The organism is Desulfomonile tiedjei DSM 6799 (assembly GCF_000266945.1).
Lineage (GTDB): Bacteria > Desulfobacterota > Desulfomonilia > Desulfomonilales > Desulfomonilaceae > Desulfomonile > Desulfomonile tiedjei.
On record NC_018025.1, the window covers coordinates 6,203,040 to 6,223,063 of the forward strand.

Annotated in this window: 19 protein-coding genes; 3 read left to right on the forward strand and 16 right to left on the reverse strand. The window is 50.0% G+C overall.

What is annotated here, in order from left to right:
• Positions 1 to 8: 8 nt before the first annotated feature.
• The 16 genes from nrfD to DESTI_RS31025 form a co-directional block, all read right to left on the reverse strand.
• The gene (nrfD, locus tag DESTI_RS26685; protein WP_014813069.1) at positions 9 to 1,241 is read right to left on the reverse strand and encodes an NrfD/PsrC family molybdoenzyme membrane anchor subunit; all 1,233 of its coding nucleotides are present in this window, start codon (positions 1,239 to 1,241) and stop codon (positions 9 to 11) included.
• 17 nt (positions 1,242 to 1,258) lie between these two features.
• The gene (locus DESTI_RS26690) at positions 1,259 to 2,188 is read right to left on the reverse strand and encodes a 4Fe-4S dicluster domain-containing protein (protein WP_014813070.1); all 930 of its coding nucleotides are present in this window, start codon (positions 2,186 to 2,188) and stop codon (positions 1,259 to 1,261) included.
• A gap of 77 nt (positions 2,189 to 2,265) precedes the next feature.
• Positions 2,266 to 2,652, reverse strand: a complete 387-nt coding sequence (locus tag DESTI_RS26695) for a DNA-binding transcriptional response regulator (RefSeq protein WP_014813071.1) — start codon at positions 2,650 to 2,652, stop codon at positions 2,266 to 2,268.
• 265 nt (positions 2,653 to 2,917) lie between these two features.
• On the reverse strand, positions 2,918 to 5,113 hold the full coding sequence (locus DESTI_RS26700; RefSeq protein ID WP_014813072.1) for a sigma-54-dependent Fis family transcriptional regulator: 2,196 nt from the start codon (positions 5,111 to 5,113) through the stop codon (positions 2,918 to 2,920).
• Entirely contained in the window at positions 5,100 to 6,038 is a 939-nt protein-coding gene (locus DESTI_RS26705) for a substrate-binding domain-containing protein (protein ID WP_211213726.1), read from the reverse strand. Before DESTI_RS26705 ends, DESTI_RS26700 begins: the two co-directional genes overlap by 14 nt.
• A 170-nt stretch (positions 6,039 to 6,208) precedes the next feature.
• Positions 6,209 to 6,643, reverse strand: a complete 435-nt coding sequence (locus DESTI_RS26710) for an arsenate reductase ArsC (protein WP_014813074.1) — start codon at positions 6,641 to 6,643, stop codon at positions 6,209 to 6,211.
• 37 nt (positions 6,644 to 6,680) lie between these two features.
• The gene (gene arsB, locus DESTI_RS26715) at positions 6,681 to 7,766 is read right to left on the reverse strand and encodes an ACR3 family arsenite efflux transporter (RefSeq protein ID WP_014813075.1); all 1,086 of its coding nucleotides are present in this window, start codon (positions 7,764 to 7,766) and stop codon (positions 6,681 to 6,683) included.
• A gap of 51 nt (positions 7,767 to 7,817) precedes the next feature.
• Positions 7,818 to 8,210 (reverse strand): ArsR/SmtB family transcription factor, encoded by a 393-nt coding sequence (locus DESTI_RS26720; RefSeq protein WP_014813076.1) that lies wholly within the window; start codon positions 8,208 to 8,210, stop codon positions 7,818 to 7,820.
• Between the two features lie 384 nt (positions 8,211 to 8,594).
• Complete coding sequence (gene extKL, locus DESTI_RS26730) at positions 8,595 to 9,809, reverse strand: multiheme c-type cytochrome (seleno)protein ExtKL (protein WP_248595809.1); 1,215 nt, start codon at positions 9,807 to 9,809, stop codon at positions 8,595 to 8,597.
• Between the two features lie 65 nt (positions 9,810 to 9,874).
• Positions 9,875 to 10,372, reverse strand: coding sequence for a thioredoxin family protein (locus DESTI_RS26735; protein WP_014813079.1), 498 nt, complete (start codon positions 10,370 to 10,372; stop codon positions 9,875 to 9,877).
• Between the two features lie 26 nt (positions 10,373 to 10,398).
• Complete coding sequence (locus DESTI_RS26740) at positions 10,399 to 11,109, reverse strand: cytochrome c biogenesis CcdA family protein (protein ID WP_014813080.1); 711 nt, start codon at positions 11,107 to 11,109, stop codon at positions 10,399 to 10,401.
• Positions 11,110 to 11,251: 142 nt separating this feature from the next.
• Positions 11,252 to 11,713, reverse strand: a complete 462-nt coding sequence (locus DESTI_RS29535) for a thioredoxin family protein (protein WP_014813081.1) — start codon at positions 11,711 to 11,713, stop codon at positions 11,252 to 11,254.
• Positions 11,714 to 11,815: 102 nt separating this feature from the next.
• Complete coding sequence (locus tag DESTI_RS26750) at positions 11,816 to 12,049, reverse strand: thioredoxin family protein (protein ID WP_014813082.1); 234 nt, start codon at positions 12,047 to 12,049, stop codon at positions 11,816 to 11,818.
• A 99-nt stretch (positions 12,050 to 12,148) separates the two neighbouring features.
• Positions 12,149 to 13,549, reverse strand: a complete 1,401-nt coding sequence (locus DESTI_RS26755) for a permease (protein ID WP_014813083.1) — start codon at positions 13,547 to 13,549, stop codon at positions 12,149 to 12,151.
• 211 nt (positions 13,550 to 13,760) lie between these two features.
• The gene (locus tag DESTI_RS26760; protein ID WP_014813084.1) at positions 13,761 to 14,084 is read right to left on the reverse strand and encodes an ArsR/SmtB family transcription factor; all 324 of its coding nucleotides are present in this window, start codon (positions 14,082 to 14,084) and stop codon (positions 13,761 to 13,763) included.
• Between the two features lie 344 nt (positions 14,085 to 14,428).
• On the reverse strand, positions 14,429 to 14,584 hold the full coding sequence (locus DESTI_RS31025) for a hypothetical protein (protein WP_157212287.1): 156 nt from the start codon (positions 14,582 to 14,584) through the stop codon (positions 14,429 to 14,431).
• Between the two features lie 203 nt (positions 14,585 to 14,787).
• On the opposite strand from DESTI_RS31025, the gene DESTI_RS26770 reads away from it, so the two are divergent.
• From DESTI_RS26770 to DESTI_RS26780, 3 genes are read left to right on the forward strand one after another with little or no spacing between them, the layout of a single operon-like run.
• Positions 14,788 to 15,288: a MarR family winged helix-turn-helix transcriptional regulator gene (locus DESTI_RS26770; RefSeq protein ID WP_014813085.1), complete on the forward strand. Its 501-nt coding sequence runs from the start codon at positions 14,788 to 14,790 to the stop codon at positions 15,286 to 15,288.
• On the forward strand, positions 15,254 to 16,579 hold the full coding sequence (locus DESTI_RS26775; RefSeq protein ID WP_211213727.1) for an efflux RND transporter periplasmic adaptor subunit: 1,326 nt from the start codon (positions 15,254 to 15,256) through the stop codon (positions 16,577 to 16,579). Before DESTI_RS26770 ends, DESTI_RS26775 begins: the two co-directional genes overlap by 35 nt.
• Complete coding sequence (locus tag DESTI_RS26780) at positions 16,579 to 19,680, forward strand: efflux RND transporter permease subunit (protein WP_041287685.1); 3,102 nt, start codon at positions 16,579 to 16,581, stop codon at positions 19,678 to 19,680. The genes DESTI_RS26775 and DESTI_RS26780 overlap by 1 nt, the downstream gene beginning before the upstream one ends.
• Positions 19,681 to 20,024 lie beyond the last annotated feature (344 nt).

Sequence of the window (20,024 nt, forward strand, 5' to 3'; positions counted from 1 at the left end):
ATTCCACCTCACGCTGCTGTTCCGGTCTGTAAGCCAGTATTTTGCTCGATTGAATCGCCGTATCCATGCTCCGGGCTGGAAGCGAACGTTCTGCCCAATCGAATCCCGAGGTAAAAGATTGCCATCCCAACAGCCACCATGAAAAAGCCGATCAAGTACTCCATTGAAGTGGGATGATAACTGTAAGTGAGCCGAGCATCCTGGAATGCTTGCTGAAGGCCGGGAATATGGCCGGCGATCTGACCGGGGACAAGGATGCACATTCTAGCCGCAGCAAATCCCAGTCCCGTGAGAAGTGCACCGATCACCCAAAGGCCTCTGTGATTTGTAGCAAAGAGTGCCAAAGGGATGAGTGCTCCAACCAGTAGATGAAGGATCCAGAAGACTTGCCGGTAATCGCCGAATAGCAAGAAATCAACGCTAGGTGAATGCTGTCCCGGATTCCAAAGGACAATGGAAAACTCCGCAAATTCAAATGCGAGATAGACCAGTATCGCGACAATGGCTACAGTCCGCAGCCATCGTACAGCATTATCGTAAGCACTTCGACTGGCGGATTCATGCCAAAGCAACGCTCTCACCAGGATGAGTCCAGCCGCACCAAGAGCAATTGCGGAGGCAAGAAACAGTACTGACAAAATGGGGCTGTGCCAGAATTCATTGGTCCTCACGGCTTCAAAGAACACCCCGCTTTGACTGGGGAACAATATGGACAGGAATGCGCCGAATATCAGCAAGGGTTTTAGCCATGAGGAATTCACTTTAAATGTCAGCAGCCAACTAACTGCAGCAACCACTATGAAGATGTTGTACATCCATGCATTGAACGCCATCATGCTGGTGAACGTGGGTGAAGTAAGTACCTTGATCAGTCGCTCCGTGCGTCCGAGATCGAGCGCGACACCGATGAAAGCTGGTATCAATGCTGCGAGGCTCAGTACAATAGCAATGCGCAATTCAGACGGTCTGCTGAAACCGGGCACTCCGAAAATATAGCCCACTGCTCCGATTATGAACGAGCCACCTGAAATGCCTACGCCAAGGAAGTAGAGTCCGATCCACAACCCCCAGGGAACGTACGATCCGTAGCCTGCTGCGAGGTGGCCTGACCCGAAGCGCTGGAACACGCCGATTAGGCCGGTGACCATGAGGATCAGCCAGATTACCCACAGAACTGCTTTCCACGGAGAGGCGGAAGCACCGTGTCCCGAATCTCGGGTGGATAGTGTCATATTAGCCATGGCGCTTTACTCTCCTTTCACACGAGGTAGTAACATTGCGGTTTGTTACCGAGATGGGCAAGAAGCGCTTGGGAGTTATTCTTGATGATGAGAGTGGAAACCAGACTGTCGGGATCGTTCGAATCCCCGAAATATGTTGCTCTACCGATACATGTGGTCACACACATCGGTAATTGGCCGACCTCAAGCCGGTGAAGACAAAAGTGGCATTTTCGGGCGTTGCCAACGGGGGAACTGTGGTCTTTGCGGTTCCAGCTTTTGGCATATTCGTTATTCGGTTCATGTTCCCACTGCGCAGCAGCAGAGCCGTCAATTGGACGATCCTTCCCTGAAGGTGCCCCAACAGCGGCTTCCGCAGAATAGTACCTTCCAAAATCCGAAGTCCTCGCTCCATAGGGGCAGGCATTCAGACAGTATCTGCATCCGATACACTTGTCGTAATCTATTGCGACCACTCCGTCCGGCCTTTTCCAGGTGGCTTTGACCGGGCACACAGGGACACATGAGGGATTGTCACACTGCATACAAGGACGCGGGAGGAAACGGATCTGCACGTTCGGATATTCTCCGGTTTCGCTGATGACCACAGGCCGATACACAACGCCGGGTGGCAATTTGTTCTCAGCCACGCAGCCGATGGTGCAAGCATGACAGCCGACGCATTTACGGGTATCGATAACCATTACCCAATGGCGTTTTTCCACTGGTTTTGCCATGGCTTTCACCAATTCCCGCTGCATGCGTACATGCTCGTCTTCGTACTGCTGTTGCTTCAGGTTCTTGAGCACGTTCAGGTCACGAACGGTTTTCTCTCCGGTGGGGTCCTGCGGAGCGGAAGGCAATCTGTCTTTCACGACAGCAATCGCCCCAATAGCGGTTCCCGCTCCGACCAACCCTCCCGCAAGGAGAAATTCCCTGCGTTCCATCTTGCTTTTGGGTTCGCTCATCGGCACATCTCCTCAGTTATTGAGTGAATACATCTGCGAACAATGATTTCTTGAAATCATACAAAGTGAGCCAGCGGTCAGATCTTGTTTCGTTTGCAACCGGCAAGATCACGAAAGATGCTTTGCACGAGATACATGATTTCCTCCAAGTCAACAGGTTTGGAAACACAGGCGTAAAGATATGACTGCATAGATTCTTTCAGTTCGGGATGAAAAGACCGATCAGAAATTCCGATCATCTGGATGAAAGGGTGCTTCGTCTTGAGATCCTTAAGCACACGGTTGGATATCATTGCGTTGTCCAAGTCCAGCACGACTGCGCAACGATCGTTTTCCTGACAGAGAGCATGCAATTCCGCCAAAGAGCGGCACCGAAGGATCTTGACGTGGCCTGCTGAGAAGGCCTCAGTAAGCTCGGTCATATCTTCTTTGCCGGACTGAAACAAAATGACTGCCGGGTTCAAGATGAAGCTCCCTTTCGGTGAGATTCCTTTGCGAAAGAAATGCCAATGCAATAGTGTCGGTTGGATTCCTGTGCAGGTCTCTATCTTAATGGTATTGTTGGGAAAGCCGACCAGCCTGGTATGAATTTTCTCTCAGGATAAAATGAGAGTCTTGCAGAGCGTGTTCCGAATCGGAACACAATTGGACTATGTGGAAATAATGAAGTGATATCAGTTCAGTAAGGCGTTCCGTAGTTGGGCACAAATATCAGCCGAACAGTCGGATTTATTGCAGAGTAGGTTTAGCAATACGGTATTTTCTCAACTTGGAGTAAAGCGTGGTTCGTCCAATGCCAAGAGTGCGGGCGGCTTTTTTCTTGTCCCAGTTACTCTCTGCCAGCGCTTGCTCAATCACTGCGCGTTCGCTTTCCATGATAAGGGGCAGATCCTTTGGAGATGTCGATCTTTGTCGATTGCGAAGCACTATGGGAAGATCTGAAGTCTCTATTCGGGATCCTTTGCAAAGGACAACTGCGTGTTCCACCGAGTTCTCGAGTTCTCGGACGTTTCCAGGCCATTCATAGCTCAGAAGCATTCGCATGGATTCGGGGCTGAAGTCCGGAATCATCTTTTGCTGTTCTGCAGCAAATCTCTTCAGAAAGGCTTTAGCAAGAAGGGGAATATCATTGGGGCGTTGAGAAAGGGGAGGCAGAACAATTGGGATGACATTCAACCGATAATAAAGGTCTTCGCGGAAATTTCCCTTTCGGACTTCCTGGATGAGATCTTTATTGGTGGCGGCAATAACTCTCACATCGACTTTGATGGTTCGTTCACCGCCCAACCGCTCGAAACTCTGTGTCTGGAGAACTCTTAATAGCTTTATTTGGCTGGAAGGCGGAATCTCGCCAATTTCGTCCAAGAAAACGGTGCCTCCATCCGCTTGCTCGAAACGCCCGGCTCTCTGTCGAATGGCTCCGGTAAAAGCGCCTTTCTCATGTCCGAACAACTCGCTTTCCAGAAGAGTTTCAGGATATGCGGAGCAGTTGATCACAACGAAGCTGTTGTGCCTTCTTTCACTTTGCTGGTGTATCGCTCGAGCCACCAGTTCTTTTCCTGTGCCGCTTTCACCTTGAACAAGAACTGTGGCATCAGTTGGGGCTATATCCTGAATCAGCCGGTAAACCACTTGCATTTTCGGGTCCTTCCCGATAATGCCGCAGAATTCAGCGGTTGTCTCGATCCGTGCACGAAATTCGCTCTCAGAAAGTGTGTGGACTATTGCCCGATTTAGTACCCCAGCAGACTGAGCGAGGATCAAAGCCGCTAAATCTATGTCTTTCAGATCGCACGTGCAATTTTCCGGGCACGCAACAACGAGCCCCCCTATGACTGGGGAATCTCCGAGGAGAGGGACGAGGGCTTGCTGAGGGAACAACTGGAAAGATTCCGGCACAACAGGAGTATGAAAAAGAGAGTGAGCACATAGGATCCGGCCATCGGTGCCCTGGATAGTCTCTATAGCACTCTGGATTATTTTAGGGTCATTGATAGTCTTAAAATCATTTTCTGAAACCAGGAAGAGGGTAGTCTTGTCTTCGTCTAACATGAGTAAGACCATGTGCCTGCAAATGAGTATCCTCTGAAATCTCTTTATGAGAGCCGGACCGATTTCATTAAGTGTTGGTAAGGCGCCAATTTCGCGAACGATTTCACAGAAAGTCCGCGTCTGATTGTGGCTCCGTTCTAATTCCTTTGCTTTCTGCTCGAGACGCAGCGTGTAGTCTTTCAGACGTGTGACCATCTGGTTGAAAGAAGAAGCCAACCTCCCAACTTCATCAGCGCCTTTTATATCGACTGCAATATCAAGCTCCCCTTCATCCAATCTCTGTGTAGCTCGGGCGAGTTCCGAAAGAGGCAAAGTAATCCTACGCACGAAGATCAGACTGCCCATTACTGCAAGCAACAGTATCCCGAGGGTGACCAGGCTGATTTGTATCCAGAGTTTCTTTACCTGTTCTTCAAAAGGTTTCTCGGAAAAACCCAGACGAAGCACGCCGGCGCCGCCCGAAAAGATCGGCCAAGCAATATCCAGATAGTGTTCGCCTTCCGAGGAGGCTATTCGCTGCAGATGTCCTTCGTCCTGGGAAAGCAATCGGTTTGCGTCAATCAGTTGAGCTGGAACACCTTTGGAAAAAGTGTGCGCAAGGATTCGGCCGTCTCTATAGACGAAAAGATAGGCAAGAGACGGGTTGCTCCGCATTTGGTGCTCTAACATCTTTTGCAATGCAATCAAGTCATTGATCAGGATCTTGTCTGTTGCCTCAAGGGCGACGGCATGGGCGAGGTTTTCGGCTTGTGCAGTAATCGCCGTCCGGAGACTTTCACTGTAGCGTTGCGTTACCAGCAGCGAGATGATCAGACCGCTTCCCACTACGAGGGCAAAGACAGCTACGAGCAGTTTGCTTCTAAGGCTTTTCATGCTCACGGATGCCTCCAATACCGCGGACAGCTTTTCGCGACATATTCCTGATGCTGTCGTACCACTCGTCCTGAGGATCTATGAAACGGTCGATCATAAGCTGATCGAGGATCTTCCTGCCTTTGGCATCCTGATGCATCGAGAAGAGCAGTTCGCTGATTGATGCTTTAGCCGCCGTTCCTAATGTCTTGGATGCTACCAGAGGTGGGATGCCGTAAGGGTCGGATTTCCGTATCACTCTGGTCGAGTTCGTGATCGATGGATTGCGCTGAGCATAAAAGTCCCATATCAAACCATCCACTGACGCTCCGTCTACCATGCCTTTTGCCACTGCCACAATGGAATTGTCGTGACTGTATGTATAGATCGATTGCTTAAAGAAATTCTCCGGACGCTCTCCAATTTGCATTAGCCAATCGGTAGGGACCAATTTGCCAGTATTGGAATCCGGGTCAGTAAAGGCAAAAACCCTCCCTCGCAAATCCTCCAAATTGTTGAACCGACTTTTCTCGTTGACTATCAAGTAAGCCTGGTAAAAGTGGCTTCCATTAATTTCTGGGGTTGCTAATAGCTCGAAACCATACTTGTCCCTTTCGGTCGCATAAGGGCCTGAGCAAAGGAAGGCGAGGTCGATCTCACCTTTCCCAAGGAGTTCATTAATCTCGCCGTATGTCTTCCGCTGGACGAGTTCGACTTCTTGATTCAGCTTCTCTCCCAAATATTCGAGTAATTCTCTGTAATGAACGAACGTCTCTTTCGGCGATACCATGGCTGCTATGGCGATTCTCAGCCCTTTGTGGTCAGGCGAATGCGGTTCGGGTCGGGAAACCTGTATGGTTTTTCCGAAATCGACCTGGCGGTAATCATCATCGCTTTTACAGCCATAAATGGCAAGGATTGTCAGGATGACGATCGTGTACAGCATCTGCCATCTGCAAAACCGAACAGAGAAGTCAGAGTCAATGTCTGGAATGACCATCTCTTTGGCCTTAGTTGATCATGTCGATAACACCGGTGAAACTAATATATTGGCCGAATCCATAACCGAGAGTGCAAATATTTACAAGCTGTCGTATGACTCCGGCTATTTCACTGTTAGTCTTCCCTCGGCTGAACCTCCTTGAGCCACGACCGGATCTTCAGATCTATTTTATCCCTAATTTCCCTGAATTTGGCCAATTTATCTTCGTTGAGACCTTCAAAGGCACTCGGATCTTCGAAAGGCCAATGAAGCCTGATGCTCGCACCTGGGAAAATCGGACATGTTGCCTCGGCCCTTGCACATACTGTTATTAAATACCCGAAATGGCTTCTTCCAAGAAACTGGTTCAGATCTTTGGACTGATGGCTACTCATGTCAAAGCCTAATTCTTCCATGACTGCCTTAGCCAAGGGATGCAGTCCGGTAGGCTCCAGACCCGCGCTGTAAACCTCAAACCGATCACCTGCGTATTTTCTCAGAAAAGCTTCTGCGATCTGGCTCCTGGCGGAATTATGTGTACAGAGGAACATGACTTTGATTTTTTCCATACTATTACTCCACAATTTCCTAACGCTGCGGACAATCCTATCGTGTCATTTGAGTCCGTTCGTCGGAGACTTGCATTTCCGCGAGGGGCACAAAGTATTTTTCTCGGAATTTGAAAGCCACATTCACGAGACTGATAAGTACCGGCACCTCGACAAGAGGACCGATCACCGTGGCAAATGCTTCTCCCGAATTGATACCGAAAACGGCTATTGCGACCGCAATGGCCAGCTCGAAATTATTGCTTGCAGCAGTAAACGACAAGGTGACGGTTTTGCGATAATCACCACTGATCTTGAATCCCATCCAAAAGCTTATGAGAAACATGACCACGAAATAAATGCATAGCGGGACTGCAATCCTCACCACGTCCAGAGGAATCGTGACGATCAAATTGCCCTTCAGACTGAACATGACAACGATTGTGAATAACAAAGCTATGAGCGTGATCGGACTTATCGTTGGAATGAAAGATTTTTCATACCAGACCTTTCCTTTGAGCTTCAACATGACGAAGCGTGTAATCAAGCCGCCGATAAACGGAATGCCAAGGTAGATGAATACGCTCTGGGCGATTTCCTTCATGGTGACTTGTACTACACTTCCACTGAGACCGAACAGCGGCGGGAGTACAGTAATGAAGAACCATGCGTACACACTGAAAAAGACAACTTGAAAGATGCTGTTGAATGCTACCAAACCGGCACAGTATTCGGTGTCACCTTCCGCCAGCTCGTTCCATACGATCACCATAGCTATGCAACGAGCCAAACCTATCAGGATTAGCCCGATCATATATTCCGGACGATCCGGTAATAACACTATCGCCAGAAAAAACATCAGGATTGGACCGACGACCCAGTTCTGAACCGAAGAAAGGGTAAGGACTTTCCAGTCACGAAATACGCTGCCCATCTCCTCGTATTTAACTTTTGCCAACGGCGGATACATCATCAGGATCAACCCCACGGCAATGGGGATGGATGTAGTACCTATTTGCATGCCGGCGATGAATTTCGTTACCGATGGGGCGGCATAGCCGATTCCTACGCCAAGTGCCATCGCGACGAATATGATGAGAGTTAAGTACCTATCCAATAAAGAAAGCCGCTTCTGAGTATGCATTTCTGATTTCCTTCCCAAGTTCGAGCCCCATGATCCGATCCGGGGCCAAGACTATCGACCACCGTTCCGGAGATTTCGTCTACGTCCTTGCTGTGTACAAAGCTCGTGGGGGAGCTCTTGGAGAACCGTACGAAGTCGTTCGACATCCTGCAAAACGCTTGGGCTCTCTGAGACTGATCCGAAAACGAAAGAAACAGCGTTTGCAACGAGTCGCGAAGCTTCTGCCTCATTGGGGAGCCTGTAATAGATCCATCGACCTCTCTTGGTCGCTTCAACGAGCCTTGCCTGCTTCAGGACTGACATATGCTTTGAAACGGTAGAAGGAGCCAGGTTGAGCAATTCGATGATCTGACAGACACAGAGTTCGCCCTCTCGGAGCGACAAAAGGGCTCGAACTCTGTTCTCGTCTGCAAGTGCCTTCACGATGTCCATGAACTCTCGCATGAATTTTCCTATATTTCGTCACATGTCGAAATATAACCAAAATAGCATCCTGGTAGCCTTTGTCAAGGACGATTCGGATCATTCGGCCCGAGACAGACTCAACACTGTCCGCTTCACATTCACCTGATGGTCAGACCGCATCATGGATGTCATACGAAAGTCACGTGCAGACTATTGCACGATCTCAGAAAATGGAACAATACAACTCGCTGTTATCGGGATCAGGTTAAGCCTGACCTTCTTGTAACCATTGCCTTTCTGCCCAGCTTCACTGATCTGGCGACCGACCTCTCTCCGTTCGAGCTCTCTAAGGTAGGCCGTCTTACAACAGGTGTCTTTTTTTGTCTCTCTTGGACGGTTTTTCATTCCTGTCGATAGAGGTTCTTATTTTGTTCTGTCTAAATTAACCTTTCTCAGCACGTTGTGAATGGGGAACACGTTGCCAGGCCGTGGACGGTAGCTGAGGTTTATTTCTATTACTGCATCTCTAATTTCCGCTGGTAACGGTATCTCGACAGTCTCTTCTTTTGGAGCAAATGGTTGGATACTGGTATCGCGTATCAAGCCAAGTTTTTTGTCGGGTCCCAAAGCGGTTTGGGTAGAGCGTGAATCCGTCGCCTGGGCAGCGTAAATTCTGGACGTCTGAAAAATCTTCTTGCCGTCGGGGTCTTTTGCGGTCACATCCAGGACCACTTGAGTCTTCGAGGGTCAGCCATCGGGAATGCGGTGACCTGCTTTGCTCGTAATTTTGGTTTTCACAATCACCATTGGGAACAACTTGTCTTCCACAGGCTGAAAAGTGTAGGCCAGAGTCTGAACCTCCAAGGGCAAAGACTCCCGCAAACGAGCGGACAATTCATCTCTTCTGTTGAAATCGGGAGGCATGTAATGATCGGCATTTTTCATATGGCATCCCTGACATGTTTGCGTTCCGCCACAGGGAATGTAAGCATGAAGATAGCTGCCATAGAGCGTGGCGCATTGTACGGGGGTTTCGAATTCCAGGTTTGGACCTAATCCGTGGCATTGACCGCACATCAGAGAATCCTTCATCAAAGGGCTCTTCTTGACCACGTGTCCCTGATGATCGGGAATATCTTTGTTCCCGTAGATTACATCTTTCTCAGCTCGTCCGTGAACAATGGCCTTTGCATTGTGACACACCAGACAACCGATATTCAGCTTTCGGATGGTGGATTTGTCATCTTTCAGAATGGCTTCGGCTATCTCGGCAGCCACTTCATCCGTAGCATAATTAACCTGAGGGAGATGACACTTGAAACATGGAAAATTTGCCTTTGTTGCCTTCTCTCCGGCCTTAACGGCCAGAGGTCCTCTCTTCAAGTAAGGAGCCATAAATATCCAGTTTTCCATTCCCATCAGGGGCCTGGCGTGGTGAGACTTCTCCCACTGCTCGTAAATCTTCTCATGACATTCCCTACATCCGGATGAATCGAACATGGCCACGAGTTCCGCCAGGGAGGAAGCCTGTTTAGGAGATTCTCCCCGCGCAAACGCGGCCACAAACAGGAAAATACCGACCGTCAGCATGCAAATTGTGGGTCCGGCTCGTCTCTGAAGACTGCGACTCACCGTCATAATTTTGCCTCTTCTGACCATTATGGGGTCTGGCGACTCGCGATCCAATGGAAATATGATGCGGATTAGGTCCTTTTTGATTGCGTGAGCCATTCTCTGATTTTCTTAACTGGAGGAACGGAGCCCATTGCAACTACCTTTTCATTGATAACAAGCGCAGGCGTTCGCACGAGGCCGTACTTTGCCATTTCTTTCATGTCTGCAATGTGCTCCAACGATGCAGGCAATGCCATCTCGTCCAACACTTGCTTTACGATTTGTTCCAGACGATTACACTGGGAGCATCCTGGACCGAGAACCTCAATGCGCAATGATGTTCTCGAAGTCTCCGTACATGGTTGACCCAGGAATCTCTTGAACTCCCTGAGGAATGCCTCGCCATATTCTTTTATTGCGCAACTCGCCATATAATTCTTCTCTGACAGTCTTTCCAGAAGAGCATCCTGGATTTCCCGGTCAGTGCTCCCCGAGTGAGTCCGGGCAATTTCCTCAATTGCCTTATCCAGTCCCCTGATATGGATCTTGTCTTCGCCGATCCAAATCTGCCTACCATCATCAGCCATTCTGCCAAATCCTTTTCTACCAAAATCTAGAATGCGAATCCGATCCCGGGAAAAAGAGCTCCTATTGCGATGTAAATGCCCACACCTGCTAGAAGTGCTCCTGCCGCCTTCTTGAGTACCAGATTGGCGGCATGCATTTTCGCTGAACTGATGAGATGCTTTGCTGCTCCTGCAGATGTTCCGACTGCAAGGATCAGCAGACAGTGGCCGATACCATAGAAGAGCATCATCACGCCGCCAAAGAATGCTCCCTTAACAGGGATGACACTAACGATCAGGAGGAGAGCCGGACCTGTGCATGGAAGGGACACGAGACCGAACATAAAGCCAAACAAGGCCGCTCCCAGGTAACCTGTGTACTTGGGCAACTTATCCTGGGAAATGGGAAGTTGTATGTGAAAGATATCCATGAAATGTAGCCCCAGCAGAACACAGATCGCTGCCACTACATAAACCATGTACTCGGATTGCAGAAACGGCGCGGCAGCCAACCCCACGCTGAACAGTACGGCCAACTCCACGCTAAAGCCTAAGATAAACACCAGTGTAAACAAGAATGATTTCCTGGCAGTCATATCCTCGCCCATTCCCCCGATGAAACCGATCAGCAAGGGTACCATCACTAGTACACAGGGATTCATCGCAGTGAGCGCTCCACCAATAAACGATCCACCGGCGGCCAACCAAATGCTTCCAGAAGAAACCCACTGCTGAACGACCGCGAACAATGACTCCATAATTTGTCTCCTAGGATAATTGTTCATCTTGCTCACTTTTGTGATGCAAGATTGGAGTATGTTAATAGTTGATCTTTTGTAGAGATCCTAGATCCGGGCTGCATAGTCGTAATCAGGAATTTCTCTCTATGCCCGTTAACTTCTATCTGGACCCTTGGCCTTGTGGCGCCATGGATTGAGGAATCGGAGGAGGTAGAACTCCCTGCTGTCCAGGAACTCCAACGCCCATGTCTTGAAAGACTTTCGCTATTTGTTCACGTTCAAAAGTTCCCTCATTCCTGAAAAATTCTCTTCCGTCCGGCATGAGGAAGACCTGAGTCGGCATCATACGGATGTTGAAACTTCTTACCAAATCTTTGTTCACGTCCATATCCACGGTTGTGACAATTGCTTTTCCTGCATATGCCTTTGCCATCTCCTCGAGTATGGGTTTCATGTATTTACAGGGAATGCACCAACCACGCCCGAACTCCAACAGAATGGGCACACGTTTTGCGGTCAATGCTTTCAGATCGATTTTAGGATCGGCAGCATGGCCGGTCGAAAACATTGACGCCAGAGCCATCATTATGCCCAAGACTACAACAACACAAGACTTCTTCATTACTTAAACCTCTTTCCATATTACAGTATTGTATAGGGTCCATAGCATGACCATTTCTGTTGGGTGGACTCGAAAGGTTCCACGGTCGCTCTGAGGAGTTGCTCAAGCGGAAAGCCATTTCAATATTTCTGAATCCTTGGGCACTTTACCGGCTACTTTTACTTGTCCGTCCACGACAAGAGCAGGTGTCATGAACACCCCGTACTGGCCGAATACCTTCAAGTCCTCAACCTTGACCACTTCGGCATCAATACTATTCTTCTTCACCAGTTCGGTGACTGCCTCGTACAGCTTGGTACATTTAGCACATCCTACGCCTAAGATTTCTACTTTCATCACATTCTCCTTTTTATCCGAGTCGCCATTGACAGGCGATTTACTTTTGTTTTCCTCAGCTTTGTCACTCAAGGAATCAACCTGAAGTTTCTCCACGAATCAATCGACAATAGCTCCGAAGATCATGCCCGCGGCAGTAGATAGCGTGCACACAAGGACAACAAACACCACTGTCTTTCTGAAACCCATCACGCTATTTATAACCAGCATACTTGGTAGTGAAAGTGCAGGACCGGCGAGCAGAAGAGCCAAGGCGGGGCCTTTGCCCATTCCACTGCCGATGAGACCTTGCACGATTGGAACCTCGGTTAGAGTGGCAAAGTACATGAACGCACCCGCCACGGACGCCAGGGCGTTAGACCAGATCGAGTTTCCACCGAGAGCCCATGCAATCCACGCATTCGGAATGAGGCCTTCCTTATCCGGGCGCCCCAACAACAGACCTGCCACGAGCACTCCCAAAAGCAACAATGGCATTATCTGTTTTGCAAAACCCCAGGACTCATTGAACCAGTCCTGAGTCTCGCCTTCTGAAGTGGTGGTCATAACCGAAAGCGCTATAACACCGGCGGTAAATGGAACAAGTGGGTCATGTGAGAAGATCGTTGCCAAAATTGATACTATCACACCGGAAATCGCCATTTTCCAGGCAGGTAACCCGAACCATACGACTAAGGCAATAGCAAAACCCAGTCCGAGTAGGCCGGAAATGATCCATTTAGATGAGTAAATCGTGTACCAGAGGCCACTTTCCACATCGGGCTTCCCCCAGTTGGCGAATACGAGAACTCCGACCATGAGAGCGAAATAAATGGTGGTCTGCCATAGAGGTCGAACTTCATGTTTTATCCCGGCCATGGCTGCCAACGTGGCTTCGGTTCGAGCCTCTTCTTCTTTGCGGAAGATCAGATGCATCAAGAGTCCAATTACTACGCTAAAAGTAACAGCTCCCACAGCACGAGCTATGCCGATTTCCAACCCGAGGATTCGAGCAGAAAGGATAATCGCCAGCACGTTTATAGCGGGGCCCGAATAAAGAAACGCAGACGCGGGCCCCAGCCCCGCTCCCCGCGTCCAGATTCCAGCGAAAAGGGGAAGAATTGTGCAAGAACAGACGGCAAGTACTGTGCCGGAAACAGAAGCAACAGGATAAGCGACCCATTTGGAAGCCGTGGGCCCCAAGTATTTCATCACTCCTTCCTGGCTCACAAAAACGCCTATTGCCCCGGCTATGAAAAAAGCGGGGACAAGACAAAGCAACACGTGTTCCTGTGCATACCATTTGACGAGGTGGAACGCTTCCATAACGGCATTATCGAAACGCGCATTTCCTACCGGTATGTAGTAGCAGGCCAAGAATACCCCAATAATGAGGGCCAGAGGCTTCCACTCATCTTGCCAATAGGACAACAAATGGCTTTCTCTCACAATTTCCACTAACGAGCGAGAGGGGCTAGCTACCTGTGCATCTACTGTCTGGAACTTCTTTTCCGGCGCCATGTTTACCTCTGTTAGAATATCCGTGTTCGGCTCCTCTTTTGGAGCACGATCTTGGTGAACGAATGCTTTGAATTACCTTCCACTTTCAGGATTAAGGGAACTGGCCCTGTCTGACGGTTGACTATTTGACAAAACACTCAAATAATAGAGCCAAATCCTTTCACGCACCCCATTAACCTCTAGGATCACGAGATTCCTGATGTTCTGGAAATCAAGCCACCATGACAGCTCGCTGCTCTTCAAGCCTTTTGATAACTACCCCCTCAACACAGCGGGCGAAATCCAGAGCACACGGCATGGTCAATCTGTACATTATCTTGAGCCCGTCTCGGCGATCCGCAACCAGGCCGGTTTTTTTCAGAAGAGAGAGGTGCTTGGAGACATTGGAAATCTCTGTGCCCACATGAGCCACTATGTCACAGACGCACATCTCGCCCTGTTGGAGGAACTCAATGATTCCCAAGCGGATGGGGTGCCCCATGGCCTTGAATACCTCGGCCTTTAATCGCAGCCTTTCTTTTTCGTTCAGGTTCATTTGTTTCTCCATTTTGCCAATTGGTTAAATACTAGAATATGAACGCCTTCCTGTCAAGTGGTTTTTACGGGTTGTTCGCTGTTTTGTTGGGAAGTTAAGTCAGGAGTAGTCCCACGGGGGTCGCTGAACTTTTGTGCCTACGATCAGAAGAGCAAAATGCCTAAGACTTGGAGCAGTGAAACAACTCCGAAAATTTATATCCTCAATGCCGAACGGTTGTGGTAAATTGCGCTTGGTCATAGGCGTTACCCCTTTTTGGTTTATTGTGCTGGAGTAACGCCTTATTTTTATAATCCTTTCTTGTCCAGTTCTTTTTCGTAACATCGAAATGGCAAAACTATAGTCTATTGGAGATTATCCGGTTCCAGCAGGAGCAGATTCAGGAACTGAGAGACGAGATAGCCCGGTTGAGGGCTCAGAAGCCAAAGCCCAAGATCAAGCCTTCCGCACTTGAGAAGGACAGTGGGGTCAAGGGCAAGCAGGCCGGCACCATCGATCAAGCATCACACCTAGCCTGTCGGTTCCAGGGATACCCCTGCCTGAAAGACCCCGTGACGACCTTGCCTTATTACCAAAGAAGTACCCGGACTTATTGAGAAGTTGCGTTTGCGACGGGCTAAGAAGTTTTTTCTTGACAGGCTTTTCTTGACAGGCTTGCAATTAATGTGCATATACACCTATAGAGAATATGAGGGCATGAACAATGGATAAGGAAAAACGAGGACACGTGAAGGACATAGTCAGACGGTGCGCGAGTTTCAATCTGAGACGAGCGTCCCGCCTCATTACCAGGAAATTCGACGAAGCCCTTCGCGATTTTGGAGTGAAGGCTACTCAGTTGTCCGTGCTGATGGCCATCTATTCTGAGCCCAACCAACCGCTTTCGAAATTGGCGTGGACCCTGGGAATGGACCGAACTTCCCTCACCCGCAATCTCAAGATCCTTCATGACAGGGGCCTGGTGCTGATAGAAGAGAGCGGCGACAAGAGAGAACACAGGATTGGCATTTCCCTGGAAGGAGAGCGTTTGCTCAAGGACGCATTCCCTGTCTGGCGTAAGGTTCAGGGTGATGTCGAAGAGGCCCTGGGTGGGGAGCACTGGAGAAATCTTCTCTCCGGTCTTCACGAGGTGGCGCATTTTTTTTGCAGCAAAAGGTGCGTACGCACTCATGGCTCAGAAAATGGAGAAAGCCATGGCCGGTAAAGTCTATTTCGACCTTCGGGAGCAGTTGGACCAGTATTCGGTAGGATTTCCTGCAACCAAGTCCGGGATCGAAATCAAGATCCATAGACGAGGCTATTTGTTTCCGTTGCGGATCGTAAAATCAATTGAGGAATCCAGCATGTATATGACAAAAATACTATTGAAGAAGTTTGCCGGCTTGTCGCACAGGTATCGCATATTGCTCCTCATAGGAGCATTGGGCTTCATTGTCTGCGGTGCTGTACTAGGAAATGGAAGAGAAAAACAAATGCCTGTCGAGTCGGCATCTCCCCGCCTGGTTCGTTCCTTTACCGTTATTTCCGCACAAGGTGGCGTCGCGGAATATACCGGTGTGATTCACGCTCGAACGGAAAGCGATCTAGGTTTTCGCGTTTCGGGCAAAATCATAGAGAAACTCGTCAAGGCCGGAGATCATGTCAAACGGGGACAGACTTTGATGCGGCTTGATCCGACAGACCTGCAACTTGCCGTCAATGCAGCCCGTGCAAATGAGGAAGCGGCCCGTGCCCAGAATAACCGCGCTGTCTCCGATGAACGTCGCCAACGTGCTCTGGTCACCATAGAAGCCGTATCCGTACAGCAATACGACCATGCCAAATCAGCAGCAGACGCAACAACCGCACAACTGAATTCCGCCATTGCATACTCCAGGCAAATGGAAAACCAGGTGGGCTATGCCGTTCTCAGGGCTGATGCGGACGGCGTCATCATGGAAAGACCAGCTGACGTCGGACAAGTGGTAAGTGCGGGTAACGTGGTGATTCGCCTGGCCCATGATGGTGCACGCGAAGCGGTAGTCAACCTTCCTGAAGGGAATACAAAGATTGCAAAGACCGTGGCCATCGCCCGTCTTTATGCTGATTCAGGTCAGACTTTCCCTGCAAAACTGCGTGAATTATCCGCAATGGCGGACCCTCTCACACGAACCTATCAGGCGCGCTACAGTCTGGGTGGTGGGGAAAACGCTCCTCTTGGTGCAACAGTGACGGTTCATTTGTATGGTGACAACGGGAACGGCGCGGCGCAGCCGTACGAAATTCCCGTCGGCGCGTTGTATGATGATGGCACTGGCACAAGCGTGTGGGTCATAGATCCTGATACATTATCCTTATCACGCCGATTTGTCCAAGTTGCGAAGCTTGGCAGCGAGACAGCGCTTGTCAGCAAAGGACTCAAGCCGGGCGAACGAATTCTGGCACTGGGTACTCACCTGGTTAAAGAAGGAGAAAGAGTAAATATTCTCCCCGGCCCGGAGAAGGAGCACAGATGATGACCCGCTTCAATCTGTCCGCTTTTGCTGTCCGCGAACGCGCTATCACCCTGTTTATGATTATTGCGATTATGGTGGCCGGGGGATTTGCCTTCCTGCATCTGGGACGGGCAGAAGACCCTAAATTCACCGTTAAGACCATGACGGTAACAGCCATATGGCCGGGAGCCACCGCAAAGGAAATGCAGGAACAGGTGGGTGACCGGCTGGAAAAACGTCTTCAAGAACTTGAATTTTACGACCGGGTAGAAACCTCCGCATACCCCGGAATGCTCTTGATGAAGCTCCAACTTAAAGACTCCACGCCTCCCAAAGATGTGCCGGATGAATTCTACCAGACGCGAAAAAAGCTGGGGGATGAAAAAATTTACCTACCCCAAGGTGTGATTGGTCCGATTCTGAATGACGAATTTTCCGATGTGTATTTTGCCATGTATTCACTGGAAGCAAAAGGCCTTCCACACCGCCAGCTTGTGCTGGAGGCGGAAGCGCTTCGTCAGCGCCTTTCTCGGGTAGACGGCGTAGAGAAGGTCACCATTCTCGGCGAGCAGGATCCCAAAATCTATGTCGAGATTTCCTACAAACGCCTTGCAACTCTTGGGGTAAAGGCGACCGATCTGTTTCATGCACTAAGAACCCAAAATGATGTTACCCCTTCGGGGTTTGTGGATACGGCCGGACCGCGTGTCTATCTGCGCCTTGAAGGAGCCATTGACGGAGTCGAAGCAGTCAAGGCGATTCCCGTGGCAAGCGGGGGAAAATTACTGAAAATCGGTGATGTGGCCGAGGTCACCCGCGGCTACGAAGATCCGGCAACAAAACAGATACGTCACCAGGGAGAGCCTTCGATCATCCTGGCTCTGGTGATGAAAAAAGGCTTCAACGGCCTGACATTGGGCAAGCTGCTGAAAGCCGAAGAGACGGCGATTCACAAAGAATTACCAGTCGGTCTTGTTCTGTCCAAGGTATCGGATCAGTCTCAGGTCATTTCCGAGGCCATTGACGAATTCATGATCAAATTCGCGGTTGCGCTTGCCGTTGTCATGGTGGTGAGTCTCGTAACGCTGGGGTTCCGCGTCGGGATCGTTGTTGCTGCCGCAGTACCTCTTACCCTTGCCGCCGTGTTTGTCATCATGTTGCTTACCGGAAGGGATTTCGACCGGGTCACGCTGGGAGCGCTGATTATTTCCCTGGGGCTGCTGGTGGATGATGCGATCATCGCCATCGAGATGATGGTGGTCAAAATGGAAGAGGGATTGGATCGGATCCAGGCTGCCACATTTGCCTGGACATCCACGGCCAGCCCCATGCTTTTCGGTACCCTGGTTACCATCGCCGGCTTCCTGCCGGTTGGTTTCGCCAAATCAACCGCAGGTGAATATACGGGAAATATATTCTGGGTAGTGGCATTCTCATTGATCACCTCGTGGTTTGTCGCAGTCCTCTTCACCCCCTACTTGGGCGTCAAGCTCCTACCTGACATCAAACCTGTCATAGGAGGGCATGATGCTATTTATGCAACTCCGAACTATCAGCGGTTTCGTAGCATCGTGCGGCGGGTAGTTGATCATAAATGGATTGCAGGCGGACTAACGATTGTTCTTTTTATGTTGTCTGTGGTCGGAATGGGATCTGTGGAGAAACAGTTTTTTCCCAACTCAGACCGCCCCGAATTGATTGTTGACGTCAACCTTCCGCCTGGCAGTGCTTTTGCCGCGACCGATAGATCGGTAAAAAACATCGAAAAAAGAATTATGGCCGAGCCAGAGGCCAAAATAGTCACCAGTTATATCGGCCACGGCATGCCACGCTTCATACTGCCGTTGAATCCCGAATTACCCAACCCGGCCTTTGCCCAAATTGTAGTCCTGACCGAAGGCCATGCGGCGCGCGATGCGCTCAAGAAAAAACTTCGCCAAGTTATTGAACAAGGAGCGTTCCCGGAAGCACGCGTGTGGGTGAAGCAATTCGTTTTCGGTCCCCCTGTCACGTTTCCCGTGCTATTCCGTGTCATGGGACCGGACGTGGATGAGCTTCGCAGGATTGCGCGTGATGTTCAAGCCATCATGGCTGAAAATCCGAACATGCGTGATGTGCATCTGGATTGGGGGGAACGAACTCCGAGCCAGCGCTTGGTCCTTGATCAGGATCGCCTGCGCCTCCTTGGCCTCACCCCGCAAGAATCCGCGCTGCAATTACAGACGATTCTGAATGGCGCTCCCACCACGCAGATGCGCGAGGGCATCCGTTCGGTCGACGTGGTGGTTCGCTCTCCCGGTTCCGAGCGCCATAGCCTGGAGAACCTAGGCAATGTGACTTTGACCACCAGGGACGGGCGCTCGATCCCGCTATCACAGATGGCTCACCTCGAATCCCGGATGGAAGATCCCCTGCTGAAACGCTACAACCGCGAGCCGTATATCGCTGTTCAGGGGGATGTCGTGGACGGGGTCCAGCCTCCGGATGTAACGGCCCAAATTCTCCCCAAACTGGATAAACTGAAGGCAGCCCTTCCCGTAGGATATCGCATAGAAACGGGTGGTTCCGTGGACGAGAGCAAGAAGGCCGATGCGGCGCTGGGACTTCTTTTCCCGCCGATGATACTTCTGATGCTGATATTCATCATGATTCAGGTCCGGTCATTTGCCACCATGTTCATGGTGTTTGCCACTGCTCCTCTTGGCTTGGTCGGGGCAGTGCCAACCCTGCTCGTTTTCCATCAGCCATTTGGATTTAACGCAATTCTCGGTTTGATTGGGTTGGCGGGGATCATCATGCGCAATACGCTGATTCTGGTGGACCAGATCCACTACGATAAGGCAGCAGGATTAAGTGATTACGATGCCATACTCGAATCCACCGTACGCCGTGCGCGCCCGGTAGTCCTGACCGCTGTGGCTGCAATGCTTGCCTTTATCCCCCTGACTTTTTCGAGCTTCTGGGGATCAATGGCCTATGTCCTGATTGGCGGAGTTGGCGTTGGGACGATTCTGACGCTGCTCTTTTTGCCGGCCCTCTACGCAATCTGGTTCAAAGTTAAACATCCCCATGTCGCCCTGAAGGAGGATTCACGGACACGTTCCGAAGAATTGCAGTCCTGACTGAGCATCGCCGGCGCTTGCCTGGCCGGCTGCAACAGAATTAGAACGACCGGTCCAATTTGTAAATCATGGAACGAAATTACAGAAAAGATTGCACTACATAGGAGTGCGCTATGAATACCATATCAAAATTCACGGACGCGGATCGGCTCGGTAATATTCTCTCGCGAACAGGGTGTACTTTTCCACCTTAAAAAAGTCTCTTTTTGGTCTTGATAAAAAGGTACACCTCACCCATCTTTCTGTAGTGTCTGAATTGCAGAAAGTATTTAAGAAGTGCTTGACTCCAATCCTAATAGGTGTATATACTCGTTGTTAAAGGATAATGAGAAACCTTGTTAGGA

Coding starts and splice junctions, on each gene's coding strand:
- nrfD (WP_014813069.1), bottom strand. CDS start 1,241: ATGGCTAATATGACACTATCCACCCGAGATTCGGGACACGGTGCTTCC.
- DESTI_RS26690 (WP_014813070.1), bottom strand. CDS start 2,188: ATGAGCGAACCCAAAAGCAAGATGGAACGCAGGGAATTTCTCCTTGCG.
- DESTI_RS26700 (WP_014813072.1), bottom strand. CDS start 5,113: ATGAAAAGCCTTAGAAGCAAACTGCTCGTAGCTGTCTTTGCCCTCGTA.
- DESTI_RS26705 (WP_211213726.1), bottom strand. CDS start 6,038: ATGCTGTACACGATCGTCATCCTGACAATCCTTGCCATTTATGGCTGT.
- DESTI_RS26710 (WP_014813074.1), bottom strand. CDS start 6,643: ATGGAAAAAATCAAAGTCATGTTCCTCTGTACACATAATTCCGCCAGG.
- arsB (WP_014813075.1), bottom strand. CDS start 7,766: ATGCATACTCAGAAGCGGCTTTCTTTATTGGATAGGTACTTAACTCTC.
- DESTI_RS26720 (WP_014813076.1), bottom strand. CDS start 8,210: ATGCGAGAGTTCATGGACATCGTGAAGGCACTTGCAGACGAGAACAGA.
- DESTI_RS26735 (WP_014813079.1), bottom strand. CDS start 10,372: ATGGCTGATGATGGTAGGCAGATTTGGATCGGCGAAGACAAGATCCAT.
- DESTI_RS26740 (WP_014813080.1), bottom strand. CDS start 11,109: ATGGAGTCATTGTTCGCGGTCGTTCAGCAGTGGGTTTCTTCTGGAAGC.
- DESTI_RS29535 (WP_014813081.1), bottom strand. CDS start 11,713: ATGAAGAAGTCTTGTGTTGTTGTAGTCTTGGGCATAATGATGGCTCTG.
- DESTI_RS26750 (WP_014813082.1), bottom strand. CDS start 12,049: ATGAAAGTAGAAATCTTAGGCGTAGGATGTGCTAAATGTACCAAGCTG.
- DESTI_RS26755 (WP_014813083.1), bottom strand. CDS start 13,549: ATGGCGCCGGAAAAGAAGTTCCAGACAGTAGATGCACAGGTAGCTAGC.
- DESTI_RS26760 (WP_014813084.1), bottom strand. CDS start 14,084: ATGAACCTGAACGAAAAAGAAAGGCTGCGATTAAAGGCCGAGGTATTC.
- DESTI_RS26770 (WP_014813085.1), top strand. CDS start 14,788: ATGGATAAGGAAAAACGAGGACACGTGAAGGACATAGTCAGACGGTGC.
- DESTI_RS26775 (WP_211213727.1), top strand. CDS start 15,254: ATGGCTCAGAAAATGGAGAAAGCCATGGCCGGTAAAGTCTATTTCGAC.
- DESTI_RS26780 (WP_041287685.1), top strand. CDS start 16,579: ATGACCCGCTTCAATCTGTCCGCTTTTGCTGTCCGCGAACGCGCTATC.